Source organism: Stenotrophomonas bentonitica, assembly GCF_002887735.1.
Lineage (GTDB): Bacteria > Pseudomonadota > Gammaproteobacteria > Xanthomonadales > Xanthomonadaceae > Stenotrophomonas > Stenotrophomonas bentonitica_A.
Window position 1 is genome coordinate 100,042 of the sequence record NZ_PKQP01000001.1, and the last position, 13,363, is coordinate 113,404.

Here is a 13,363-nt window from a genome sequence, read left to right on the forward strand (position 1 = left end):
GCCGCAGCGGCCGGCCATCCATTCTCCCACAGAGCATGGCCGCCACGGCCAAGCGCCCTCAGAACATGAACTGCTCGCTCAGGATCCGGTCTTCCAGATTGTGTTCCGGGTCGAACAGCATGGTGACGCGGCGCTCGCGCGATTCGCGGATGGTGACTTCCACCACATCGCGGGTTTCGTGCGAATCGGCGGTGACGCTGACCGGGCGCTTGTACGGGTCGAGCACGCGGAACCGCACTTCCGTGTCGGCCTTGAGGATCGCACCGCGCCAGCGGCGTGGGCGGTACGGGGCCAGCGGGGTCAGTGCGATGGTGTGCGAGCCCAGCGGCAGGATCGGGCCGTGCGCGGAATAGTTGTAGGCGGTGCTGCCGGCCGGGGTGGCCACCAGCACGCCGTCGCCGATCAGCTCGGCCACGCGTTCCTGGCCATTGAGGTCGATGCCGATGTGCGCGGCCTGGCGGGTCTGGCGCAGCAGCGAGACGTCGTTGTAGGCCAGCGAGCCGGTGGTGGTGCCGGACTCGGTCAACGCCAGCATCTCCAGCGGCCGCAGGTTGGCCGGCTCCGCGGCCGCCAGGCGCGCGGGCAGATCATCATCACGGAACTGGTTCATCAGGAAGCCCACCGTGCCCAGCTTCATGCCGAACACCGGCTTTTCCAGCGCACCATAGCGATGCAGCGTCTGCAGCAGGAAGCCATCCCCCCCCAACGGGCACAGCACCTCGGCCTGCTCGGGCGCGTAGTCGCCATAGCGGGCCCGCATCTGTGCCAGGGCGAGCTGCGCCGCTTCGGTGGAGCTGGCCATGAAGGCGATACGGGGGGTGTCGCTCATCGGTGAATCCGGGTGGGGTATGCCGGCAAGAGCATAACCGTTCGTGCCGGTCGCGGGCCGGCACGGACGGAAACGAAAACGGCCCCGCCGAAGCGGAGCCGTGTGTTTCTCATGCAATGCCGTTACCGGCCCCCGCCCATCCCTCTGGAGCAGAGCCCCCCTGAGTCAGGGGGGCGCGCCGAAGGCGCGGGGGTCTGGAAGCATCGTTTGCATGGGGCCCACGGTTTGCAAGGCAAACCGTGGGGCGTCAGCGCGAATGCGCCAACGCACCATGCTTACGCACCATGCGAAGCCAGCTGGCCCAGGCGCTGCACCGCGACCGAAACGGTCGGGTAATCCAGGGTCTTCTGCTCGGCCAGTTCGGCCAGCATCGCCAGGGTGAAGCGCAGGCTGCTGTCATCGCGGCCCATCCAGGCGGCGACCTTGGCTTCGGCGCTGCTGCCCTTCATCGACAGGACCTGGGCAGCCAGGTTGCGATGGTGGGCGGCCAGCTCGTCGCGCAGTACGCCACGGGCCACGGCGTGCCAGCGGCCATTGACCTCCAGCGCGTCGATCTGCTCGAACAGCCACGGCAGCTGCAGGGCATCGCCCAGGCGGAAGTGGACCTTGGAGACGTCCACCGGCTTGAGCTTGCGGGTGCGGGCCAGCTCGATGATGTCGAACGCCGGCTCCAGGAACTGCAGTTCCGAGAGCTGCTGCGACAACGCCGGCGGCAGACCCTTGTCCTTCCACTCCTGCACGCTCGCCTCGTAGGCCGGGCGCTGCGAATCCGGCAGCACGCCCGAGGCGTCGCGGATGTCGTTGAACGCGGCCTGGTAGCGGTTGACGGCTTCGGTGATGCCCGGCATGGCGCCCGGACGCGACAGCAGCCAACGCACGAACGAGCGCTGCAGCTTCCAGATCACTTCCAGTGCGTCGATCTGCACCGACTCCGGCAGCGTGCCGTCGAGGGCGTCGATCTGTGCCCACAGGGCGCGCGCGTCCAGCGTTTCACGGCTGATCGTGTAGGCCTTGGCGACCTCGGCCACGGTGCGGCCGGTGTCTTCCTGCATGCGCATCAGGAAGGTGGCGCCCATGCGGTTGATGGTCTGGTTGGTCACGGCCGTGGCGATGATTTCGCGCTTCAGGCGGTGACGCTCCATCGCGTCGGCGTACTTCTTCTGCAGGGGCGTGGGGAAGTAACGCTGCAGTTCCTTGGACAGGTACGGGTCTTCCGGGATGTCCGACTCGAGCAGCTGCTGGAAGGCCACCAGCTTGGAGTAGGACAACAGCACCGACAGCTCCGGACGGGTCAGGCCCTGGCCACGCGCCTTGCGCGCGGACAGCTCCGCATCCGAGGGCAGGTACTCGATCTGGCGATCCAGCAGGCCCTGCTGTTCCAGCGTGCGGATGAAGTGCTGCTTGGAGCCCAGGCGCTTGACCGCCATGCGTTCCATCAGGCTCAGCGCCTGGTTCTGACGGTAGTTGTCCATCAGCACCAGCGCGGCCACTTCGTCGGTCATCGAGGCCAGCAGCTTGTTACGCTGCTCGACGGTCAACTTCTTGGCCCGCACCACATCATTGAGCAGGATCTTGATGTTGACTTCGTGGTCGGAGGTGTCCACACCGGCCGAGTTGTCGATGAAGTCGGTGTTGAGCAGCACGCCGGCCTGGGCAGCTTCGATGCGGCCCAGCTGGGTCATGCCCAGGTTGCCACCCTCGCCCACCACCTTGCAGCGCAGCTCGCCGCCATTGACGCGCAGCGCGTTGTTGGCGCGGTCGCCGACATCGCTGTGCTGCTCGCTGGCCGCCTTGACGTAGGTACCGATGCCGCCGTTCCACAGCAGATCGACCGGTGCCTTCAGGATCGCGCTCATCAGATCGTTCGGGGCCATCGACTTGATGCCCTCGTCCAGGCCCAGCACGTCACGGACCTGCGGGGTGATCTCGATCGACTTCAGCGTACGCGGATACACGCCGCCGCCCTTGCTGATCAGCTTGGCATCGTAATCGGCCCAGCTGGAACGCGGCACGGTGAACAGACGCTCGCGCTCGACGAAGGTCGTGGCCGCATCCGGGTTCGGGTCCAGGAAGATGTGGCGGTGATCGAAGGCCGCGACCAGGCGGATGTGGCGCGACAGCAGCATGCCGTTGCCGAACACGTCGCCGGACATGTCGCCCACGCCGACCGCAGTGAAGTCCTGGCTCTGGCTGTCACGGCCCAGCGCACGGAAGTGGCGCTTGACCGACTCCCACGCACCGCGCGCGGTGATGCCCATGCCCTTGTGGTCGTAACCGACCGAGCCACCGGAGGCGAAGGCATCGCCCATCCAGAAGCCATGCGCCACGGCCAGGCCGTTGGCGATGTCGGAGAAGGTCGCAGTGCCCTTGTCGGCGGCCACCACCAGGTACGGGTCGTCCATGTCATGGCGCACGACATCCACCGGCGGCACGATCTTGTTGTTGACGATGTTGTCGGTGATGTCCAGCAGGCCCTGGATGAACAGCTTGTAGCAGGCCACGCCGTTGGCGAAGATCGCATCGCGGTCGCCGTTCACCGGCGGGGTCTTGGCGAAGAAGCCACCCTTCGCACCGACCGGCACGATCACGGTGTTCTTGACCATCTGCGCCTTGACCAGGCCCAGCACCTCGGTACGGAAGTCTTCGCGACGGTCCGACCAGCGCAGGCCACCACGGGCCACCGCACCGAAACGCAGGTGCGTACCTTCCACGCGCGGGCCATACACGAAGATTTCGCGGTAGGGGCGCGGCTTGGGCAGGTCCGGCACCAGCGCCGAATCGAACTTGAAGCTGATGACGTGGCCCGGGCGGCCCTCGGCATCGGTCTGGTAGTAGCTGGTACGCAGGGTCGCATCGATCACGCCCATGAAGCTGCGCAGGATGCGGTCTTCATCCAGGCTGGAGACGCGGTCCATCAGTTTGAGCAGCGCGTCGCGCGCGGCATCCATCTGCACGGTGCGGTCGCCCTTGCGTGCATCGACCACGGTCTTGAGCACTTTCAGGGTGGCTTCGTCACCGCCGGCGAGCACGGTCAGGTGCGCGCGCAGCTGGGTCTGGCCCTCGGCGATCGCATCCTTGCTTTCGTGGCCGGTGGCCGGGTCGAAGCGGGCTTCGAACAGCTCCACCAGCAGGCGGGCCAGCAGCGGGTAACGGGTGAAGGTGCCTTCCACGTAGGCCTGCGAGAACGGCACGCCGGTCTGCAGCAGGTACTTGCAGTAGCCACGCAGCATCGCGACCTGGCGCCAGTGCAGGCCGGCAGCCAGCACGAGGCGGTTGAAACCGTCGTTCTCGGCATCGCCGTGCCACACGCGGGCAAAGGTCTCACCAAAGGCGGCATCGACGCTCGGCGCGTCGATCGCACCGGCCACCGATTCCACTTCGAAGTCCTGCACGTACACCGGGGCGTTGTCGACCGTCAGACGGTACGGACGCTCGGAGATCACGCGCAGGCCCATGTTTTCCATCATCGGCAGCGCGTCGGACAGCGGGATGTCGTCCAGCTGGCGATACAGCTTCAGGCGCAGGCCGTCGCCGCTTTCGCGCTGCACCGCCTGCAGGCTCAGGCGCAGATCGTCCGGGCCGGTCAGCGCATCGAGCTGGCTGACGTCGTTGGCGGCGATCTCGGTGCTGGAATCTTCGATGTAACCGGCCGGCAACGCCTTGCCGATACGCGCGGCGATGCGCAGGCCTTCGCCTTCACCGTGGCGGGCGACCAGGGCTTCGCGCAGATCGTCCTGCCAGTTGCGCAGCACCTGGGCGAGCTTCTGCTCCAGTTCGCTGGTGTCCACTTCCAGGGTCTGGCCTGCCTTCGGGCGCACGATCAGATGCACCTGGGCCAGCGGCGACTCGCCGAGCACCACGGAGCTGTCCACGTACTCACCCTGCAGGGCGTCCTTGAGCATGGCTTCGATGCGCAGGCGCACATCGGTGTTGAAGCGTTCGCGCGGCAGGTACACCAGCGCGGAGATGAAACGGCTGTACTTGTCACGGCGCAGGAACAGGCGGCTGCGCACGCGCTCCTGCAGGCCCAGCACGCCCATGGCGGTGCGGAACAGTTCGTCCTCGCTGGACTGGAACAGTTCTTCGCGCGGCAGGGTTTCCAGGATGTGGCGCAGGGCCTTGCCGCTGTGGCTGCTCGGCGCCAGGCCGGACTTGCTCATCACATATTCGTGGCGCTGGCGCACCAGCGGGATTTCCCACGGGCGGCGGTTGTAAGCGCTGGAGGTGAACAGGCCCAGGAAGCGCTGCTCGCCGATGATCTTGCCCTTGGCGTCGAACTCCAGCACGCCGATGTAATCCATGTAACCGGAGCGATGCACGCGCGAACGGGCATTGGTCTTGGTCAGGATCAGTGCGTCCTTCAAACCGGAGGTGGCATTGAGGCCCTGCGCGGCCAGGGTCTTGACCGGGCGCGCGGCGGACTTGTCCTGCCCGCGCATCAGGCCCAGGCCGGTGTCGTTCAATGGCGCCAGCACATCTTCCTTGCCCTGCTTCTCGACGCGGTACTCGCGGTAACCGAAGAAGGTAAAGTGATTATCGGCGGCCCAGCGTAGGAATTCCTGTGCTTCGGCGCGCGAGGCGGCATCGACCGGCAGCTGGCGGCTGCCGAGATCGTCGGCCAGGCTCTGCGCCTTGGCACGCATCGCGTCCCAATCGCGGACGATGGCACGCACCTCGTCCAGCGCCTTGATGATCGCCTTCTCGACGTCGGCCATGGCCTCGGCCGGCTGACGGTCGATTTCCAGCAGCATCACCGATTCGGCGGTGCCGTCGCTGACCGTGGTCAGCTTGCCGGCCTTGTCACGCGCGAAGCGGATGACCGGGTGACCCAGCACGTGCACGCCAACGCCGTGTTCGGCCAGCGACATCGTGACGGTGTCGACCAGGAACGGCATGTCGTCATTGACGATCTGCAGCACCGTATGCGGCGACTCCCACCCGTTGCCCTTCAGCGTCGGGTTGAACACGCGGACGTTGGCCTTGCCGGGCTTGCGCACACGCGCGAATTCCAGCGTGTCCGCTGCCAGTGCGGCCCACTCCTCGGCGCTGTGGTGCGGGAACTCGTCCGCCTCCATGCGCTTGTAGAAGTCGGCGGCAAAAGCCACTGCCTCGGCCTGCCCGGCCGACGGGTAGCGCTTGCGCAAGGCCGTGTACACCGGCTCCAGCGAGAAGCCCACTGGCGAAACAGTCTGCGTATCGGCTGGTTTGGATTTGTTTTTCACGGTCTTGGCTGCTGGTTTTTGCGGTTTCATGACGGAGCGGTGCGTGTTGCTCAGTTGGGAAAATGAAATTGTAGGCCTACCGCACAGAAATACCTTGCTGCAGGACGGAATAAGGTGATTCGGGTTGGGTCCCGTTTACATCGGCGATGTCAATTCGGCGACGTACGGATCAGCGCATCGGCGCTTCCTCCGTCGCAGCATCGGCCGCTTCGGTTGCAACTTGACGTTGGTCATCAAAACGCACCGAAAGACAAGGCTTCTACAATTCTGAACTGGACGGTATAGTCCACCGCGTGACTCCCCCACACCCCGCCGCCAGCACGATGGACGCGCGCGATCATCGCGTGTTCGATGCTGTGCGCGAGTTGCTGGCCAGCCAGGGGATGCAGCTGAGCATGGACGCGGTGGCCCAGCACGCCGGCTGCTCCAAGCAGACCCTCTACAGCCGCTATGGAAGCAAGCAGGAACTCCTGCGCCGGGTGATGCAGCGGCATGTCTGCCGCGCGACCGCCGGGCTGCGCTCACTGGACGGTGATGACCTGCGTGGCAGCCTGCTGCAGTTCGCCAACGATTACCTGGATCACTTCAATCAGCCCCACGTGGTCCAGGCCCGGAGGCTGATCGCGACAGAATCCAGCCAGTTCCCCCAGGAAGCCCGCACCCTTTACCAGGACGGCGCCGGGGCACTGGCGCTTCATGTTTCTGAATGGATGGCAACCCGGTCCGAGCAAGGCCAATTGAGGCATGACGACCCGCACTTCATGGCTGAACTGCTATTGAGCATGATCGCCGGCTTGGATTTCGAAAAACAGCGCTTCCACATCCCCCATCGCGCTGACGCCACCGTGCGGCGCCGCTGGGCAGAATTCTCCGTCGACAGCTTCCTGCGCGCGTTCGCTGCGCCCGAAGCCGCCACGGCTTCGCATTCAAACCAACACCGGAGCTTCTCCTGATGATCGCCCCACTCCGCACCCTTGCCCTGACGTGCGCAGTCGCCCTTGCGTTGACCGCCTGCAAGAAGGAAGAGCAGCAGGCCCCGCCGCCGCCGGAAGTGGGCGTGATCGAGGCCAAGCCCCAGACCCTGCCCCTGCAGCGTGAGCTGGTCGGCCGTCTGTCGCCGTACCGCAGTGCCGATGTCCGGGCCCGTGTGCCGGGCGTGCTGCTCAAGCGCGTCTACCAGGAAGGCTCGGATGTGAAGGAAGGCCAGGTGCTGTTCCTGATCGATCCGGCACCGCTGCGCGCCGCGCTCAACGCCGCGCAGGCCGAGCTGACCTCGGCCCAGGCCACCGCCGCGAACGCCAAGGCCGCGGCCAACCGCGCCCGCTCGCTGGCCCCGCAGGCCTATGTCTCCAAATCCGATCTGGACGCGGCCGAAGCGACCGAGCGTACCGCCGCCGCGGCGGTGCAGCAGGCCCAGGCCTCGCTGGCCAGCGCGAAGATCAACCTCGGCTATGCCGAAGTGCGTTCGCCGATCAGCGGCCGCGCCGGCAAGCAGCAGGTCACCGAAGGCGCACTGGTCGGTCAGGGCGATGTCACCCTGCTGACCACCGTGGACCAGCTCGACCCGCTGTACGTGAACTTCTCCATGAGCGTGGATGAGCTGACCCAGATGCGCGCGGCCCAGGCCAAGGGCGCACTGGCCCTGAGCGGGGACGGCAAGTCCACCGTGCAGGTGAAGCTGGCCGACGGCACCGTCTACGACCAGCCGGGCACGCTGGACTTCTCCTCGACCACGGTCGACCCGGCCACCGGCGCGGTCTCGCTGCGCGCGGTGCTGCCCAACCCGCAGCAGATCCTGCTGCCGGGCGCCTTCGTCAGCTTCCAGGCGACCCTGGGTGAGCGCAACAACGCCTACCTGGTGCCGCTGCAGGCGCTGCAGCGCGACACCACCGGCGGCTACGTGCTGGTGGTCGGCAAGGATGGCAAGGTCATCCGCAAGAACGTGAAGAGCGAAGGCCAGCAGGGCAGCAACTGGTTGGTCAGCGGTGGCCTGGATGCCGGCGACCAGGTGATCGTGGCCGGCGTGCAGAAGGTCAAGGAAGGCGCCCCGGCCAAGGCCGCCCCGTGGAACCCGGCCGCCGGCAACGGCAATGGCCAGGCGCCGGCGGGTGCTGCTCCGGCGGGTGCCGCTCCGGCCGATGCCGCCCAGCCTGACGCCGCTGCCGCCCCGGCCGATGCCGCCGCCACGAAGTCCGACGCCGCTCCGGCTGCCGAACCGAACAAGCAATAACGGGAATCCTCCGTCATGCCTAAATTTTTCATTGAACACCCGGTATTCGCCTGGGTGGTCGCGATCCTGATCTCGCTTGCGGGCGTGATCTCGATCCTGGGTCTGGGCGTGGAGTCCTACCCGAGCATCGCACCGCCCCAGGTGACGGTGAGCGCCACCTACCCCGGCGCCAGCGCCGACACCGCCGAAAAGTCGGTCACCCAGGTGATCGAGCAGCAGCTGACCGGCATCGATCACCTGCTGTACTTCAGCTCCTCCTCGGCCTCCAACGGCCGCGTCACCATCACCTTGACCTTCGAAACCGGCACCGATGCCGACATCGCCCAGGTCCAGGTGCAGAACAAGGTGTCGCTGGCGACCCCTCGCCTGCCGACCGAGGTGACCCAGCAGGGCGTGGTGGTGGCCAAGGCCAACGCCGGCTTCCTGATGGTGGTGGCCCTGCAGTCCGACAGCGCCTCGATCGACCGCGATGCCTTGAACGACATCGTCGGTTCGCGCGTGCTCGACCAGATCTCGCGTATCCCGGGCGTGGGCAGCACCCAGCAGTTCGGCTCCGAGTACGCCATGAACATCTGGCTCAACCCGGAAAAGATGCAGGGTTACGGCCTGTCGGCCACCCAGGTGCTGGCCGCGATCAAGGACCAGAACGTACAGTTCGCAGCCGGTTCGCTGGGCTCGGATCCCTCGCCTGAAGGCCACTACTTCACCGCGACGGTCTCGGCCGAAGGCCGCTTCAGCTCGCCGGAAGAGTTCGAGAACATCATCCTGCGCGCCAACACCGATGGTTCGCGCGTGCTGCTCAAGGACATCGCCCGGATCGCCTTCGGTGCGAACAACTACGGCTTTGATACCCAGTACAACGGCAAGCCGACCGGTGCCTTCGCGATCCAGCTGCTGCCGGGCGCCAACGCACTGAACGTGGCCAACGCGGTCACCGCCAAGATGGACGAACTGGCCCCGAGCTTCCCGGCCGGTGTCAGCTGGTTCTCGCCGTACGACAGCACCACCTTCGTGAAGATCTCGATCGAGGAAGTGGTCAAGACCCTGATCGAAGCGGTCGCGCTGGTCTTCCTGGTGATGCTGATCTTCCTGCAGAACTTCCGCGCCACGCTGATCCCGACCCTGGTCATCCCGGTCGCGCTGCTGGGCACGTTCCTGGGCATGAGCATCATCGGCTTCACCATCAACCAGCTGACGCTGTTTGCGATGGTGCTGGCGATCGGCATCGTGGTCGATGACGCGATCGTGGTGATCGAGAACGTCGAACGCATCATGACCGAGGAGAAGCTGCCGCCCAAGGCCGCCACCCAGAAGGCCATGACCCAGATCACCGGTGCGGTGGTCGCCATTACCGTGGTGCTGGCGGCGGTGTTCATTCCGTCGGCCCTGCAGGGCGGCGCCGCCGGCGAGATCTACAAGCAGTTCGCGCTGACGATCGCCATCGCGATGGCCTTCTCGGCGTTCCTGGCGCTGGGCTTCACCCCGGCGCTGTGCGCGACGTTCCTCAAGCCGACGCACAACGACAACCCGAACATCGTCTACCGCACGTTCAACAAGTACTACGACAAGGTCAGCAACACCTACGTGGGCCACATCACCTCGGCGGTGAAGCATGCCCCGCGCTGGATGATCCTGTTCGTGGTGCTGACCGTGCTGTGCGGCTTCCTGTTCACGCGCATGCCGGGCAGCTTCCTGCCCGAAGAAGACCAGGGCTATGCGCTGGCGATCGTGCAGCTGCCGCCGGGCTCGACCAAGTCGCAGACCAACCACGCCTTCGCCCAGATGCGCGGCATCCTGGAAAAGCAGGATGGCTTCGAAGGCATGCTGCAGGTGGCCGGTTTCAGCTTCGTCGGTTCCGGTGAGAACGTGGGCATGGGCTTCATCCGCCTCAAGCCCTGGGCGGACCGCGACATCACCGTGCCCGAGTTCATCAACAACATGAACGGCGCGTTCTTCGGCATCAAGGAAGCGCAGATCTTCGTGGTCAACCTGCCGACCGTGCAGGGCCTGGGCCAGTTCGGCGGCTTCGACATGTGGCTGCAGGACCGTGGCGGCGTGGGCTATGAGCAGTTGACGCAGGCCCGCAACATCCTGCTCGGCAAGGCGGCGCAGGAAAGCGACCTGCTGACCGGCGTGCGCCCGAACGGCCTGGAAAACGCCCCGCAGCTGCAGTTGCACGTGGACCGCGTGCAGGCGCAGACCATGGGGCTGTCGGTGTCGGACGTGTACAGCACCATCCAGCTGATGCTGGCCCCGGTGTACGTCAACGACTTCTTCTATGAAGGCCGCATCAAGCGCGTGACCCTGCAGGCCGATGGTCCGTACCGCACCGGTGCGGAGTCGTTGAACAGCTTCTACACGCCCAGCACGCTGCAGACCAACGCCGACGGTACGCAGGCGATGATTCCGCTGAGCACCGTGGTGAAGTCCGAATGGGTGTCCGCCCCGCCGTCGCTGAGCCGCTACAACGGTTACTCGGCGGTCAACATCGTCGGTTCGCAGGCGGAAGGCCGCAGCTCGGGCGAGGCGATGCAGGCGATGGAACGGATCGTCAACGACGACCTGCCGGCCGGCTTCGGTTACGACTGGTCGGGCATGTCCTACCAGGAAATCCTGGCCGGCAACGCCGCGACCCTGCTGCTGGTGCTGTCCATCGTGGTGGTGTTCCTCTGCCTGGCCGCGCTGTATGAAAGCTGGTCGATTCCGGTGGCGGTGCTGCTGGTGGTGCCGCTGGGTGTCCTGGGCGCGCTGGCCTTCTCGCTCGCACGTGGCCTGCCGAACGATCTGTACTTCAAGATCGGCCTGATCACCGTGATCGGCCTGGCCGCGAAGAACGCGATCCTGATCGTGGAGTTCGCGGTGGAACAGCGGGCCGCAGGCAAGAACCTGCGCGAGGCGACCATCGAAGCCTCCCGCCTGCGTTTCCGCCCGATCCTGATGACCTCCTTCGCCTTCATCATGGGCGTGGTGCCGATGGCCATCTCCACCGGTGCCGGCGCCAACGCACGTCACGCGATCGGTACCGGCGTGATCGGCGGCATGGTGTTCGCCACCTTCCTGGGTCTGCTGATGATCCCGGTGTTCTTCGTGGTGGTCCGCCGCATGCTGGGCGACAAGCTGGACGAACCGTCCAAGGAGTTCCTGGAACGCCAGGGCGAAGCCAACACGGCGCACCGTCCGGATCGTTAAGGGGCAGGGGCAGCCACGGTTGCCCCACCGCAGGTGACCACCGTGGGTGGTCACGCTGAAACGAAAAAGCCCCGGCGCGAGCCGGGGCTTTTTCGTGTGTGATGCATGACGGGTCACACCATGTGTGGCGGACCGGAAGCGATCCCGGTAGTGCCGGCCGCTGGCCGGCTCCTCCGGTTGCCCGGGAAGGGCCGCCTGGTTGCCGGCCAGCGGCCGGCACTACCTGGCGAGCAGCTGCCGGCGATCAATTCACGCGGATGGCGCCCCATACCGCGCAGACGACCACGATCGCCAGCGACGGCCACTGCATCGGCATGTAGAAGAAATGGTGACGGGCAGGCTCGCCGGGCGCACGCGCACCGTGATTGAGAAATGTCCCCAGCAGCACATTGATGAACGCCCCGATGGCGAAACCGAACAACAGCTGCCGCAGCGACGTATTGCCGTGGTCGACGCTCGGATCCGGCCACAGCCACATCAACAGCAGCAGGGCCGCGATGGGCGTGAGCAGCGTCAGGAACCCTGCGCCTCGATAGATCACCATGGAATCTCCCGCAGAACGGAACCGCACATTCTGCACTACCGCGTGCCAACCCACGGCGGCACCTGCCCGGCTGGCGGCCGCGAGGCGACGGCCGCCGCCAGCAGGCCACGACCGTGGGTCGAGGCCGTCGAACCTCAGCGCAATCCCGTCTCGTTGCGCGCAATCACCAACCGCTGGATCTCCGAGGTGCCCTCATAGATCTCGGTGATCTTGGCATCACGGAAGTAACGCTCCAGCGGCATTTCCTTGGAGTAGCCCATGCCGCCGTGGATCTGCACCGCCTGGTGGGTGATCCACATGGCCGCTTCGGAGGCGGTCAGCTTGGCGATCGCCGCTTCATTGCTGAAACGCTTGCCCTGGCCCTTCACCCATGCCGCACGCAGCGTCAGCAGCAGGGCTGCGTCCAGCTTGCATTTCATGTCGGCAATCTTGGCCTGGGTCATCTGGAAGGTGCCGATCGCCGCGCCGAAGGCCTTGCGGTCCTTCACGTATTCGATCGTCGCTTCATACGCGGCACGCGCGATGCCGATCGCCTGCGAGGCGATGCCGATACGGCCGGCGTCGAGCACGCCCATGGCGATCTTGAAGCCCTCGCCTTCCTTGCCGACGACATCCTCGGCGGCCGCCACGTAATCCTGGAACTCGATTTCGCAGGTGGCCGAGGCACGGATGCCCAGCTTCGGCTCGGTCTTGCCGCGGTGGAAGCCGGCCTTGTCGGTGTCGATCATGAACGCGGTGATGCCACGCGCGCCCTGGTCCGGATCGGTCATCGCAAACAGCACGATGTACTTGGCGACCGGGCCGGAGGTGATCCAGCTTTTCTTGCCGTTGATCACGTAAGTGCCGTCGGCCTGCTTGACCGCCCGGCAGCGCATCGCCGTCGCATCCGACCCGGACTGCGGCTCGGTCAGCGCGAACGCGCCGATGGCCTCGCCCTCGGCGATGGCGCGCACGTACTTCTGCTTCTGCGCTTCACTGCCATGGGTCAGGATGCCGTTGCAGAACAGCGAATTGTTGACCGACATGATCGTCGAATGCGCAGCGTCTCCGGCGGCGACCTCCACCATCGCCAGGACGTAGGCGATCGGGTCCATGCCCGCACCGCCGTATTCTTCAGGCACTTCGATGCCCATCAGACCGTTCTCGCCCAGCAGGCGGATGTTCTCCAGCGGGAACTCGCCGGTACGATCGTGGTGTTCGGCGCTGGGCGCGATTTTTTCCTGCGCGATACGGCGCGCAACGTCCTGCAGCATCAACTGCTCTTCGGTAAAGCTGAAATCCACAACACCCTCCCGGGTACAGAGTGAAAGGGGCCGCAGTGCGCGCGGCCCGGTCGGTCGATTGTACCG

The 13,363-nt window shown here is 65.8% G+C and carries 6 protein-coding genes and 1 pseudogene; 3 read left to right on the plus strand and 4 right to left on the minus strand.

The window, feature by feature from the left end:
• Positions 1-58 precede the first annotated feature (58 nt).
• Together C0R07_RS00505 and C0R07_RS00510 are read right to left on the minus strand one after the other, a co-directional pair.
• Positions 59-829 carry an NAD kinase gene (locus C0R07_RS00505; protein WP_102787984.1) on the minus strand — a complete coding sequence of 257 codons (771 nt, stop codon included), beginning with the start codon at positions 827-829 and terminating at the stop codon, positions 59-61.
• Between the two features lie 275 nt (positions 830-1,104).
• Positions 1,105-6,000 (minus strand): annotated as a pseudogene (locus C0R07_RS00510) (NAD-glutamate dehydrogenase); the annotation flags it as partial.
• A 374-nt stretch (positions 6,001-6,374) separates the two neighbouring features.
• Here C0R07_RS00510 and C0R07_RS00515 point away from each other — a divergent pair.
• From C0R07_RS00515 to C0R07_RS00525, 3 genes are read left to right on the plus strand one after another with little or no spacing between them, the layout of a single operon-like run.
• Positions 6,375-7,004 (plus strand): TetR/AcrR family transcriptional regulator, encoded by a 630-nt coding sequence (locus C0R07_RS00515; RefSeq protein ID WP_102787986.1) that lies wholly within the window; start codon positions 6,375-6,377, stop codon positions 7,002-7,004.
• A complete protein-coding gene (locus C0R07_RS00520) occupies positions 7,004-8,281 on the plus strand; it encodes an efflux RND transporter periplasmic adaptor subunit (RefSeq protein ID WP_019184365.1) in 1,278 nt (425 codons plus the stop codon). The genes C0R07_RS00515 and C0R07_RS00520 overlap by 1 nt, the downstream gene beginning before the upstream one ends.
• Before the next feature lie 15 nt (positions 8,282-8,296).
• Complete coding sequence (locus tag C0R07_RS00525; protein WP_046274306.1) at positions 8,297-11,470, plus strand: multidrug efflux RND transporter permease subunit; 3,174 nt, start codon at positions 8,297-8,299, stop codon at positions 11,468-11,470.
• A gap of 244 nt (positions 11,471-11,714) precedes the next feature.
• Here the strand turns inward: C0R07_RS00525 and C0R07_RS00530 are convergent, their stop codons facing one another.
• Complete coding sequence (locus C0R07_RS00530) at positions 11,715-12,014, minus strand: hypothetical protein (RefSeq protein WP_102787987.1); 300 nt, start codon at positions 12,012-12,014, stop codon at positions 11,715-11,717.
• Positions 12,015-12,148: 134 nt separating this feature from the next.
• A complete protein-coding gene (locus C0R07_RS00535) occupies positions 12,149-13,333 on the minus strand; it encodes an acyl-CoA dehydrogenase family protein (protein WP_390330509.1) in 1,185 nt (394 codons plus the stop codon).
• Between the last annotated feature and the right edge of the window lie 30 nt (positions 13,334-13,363).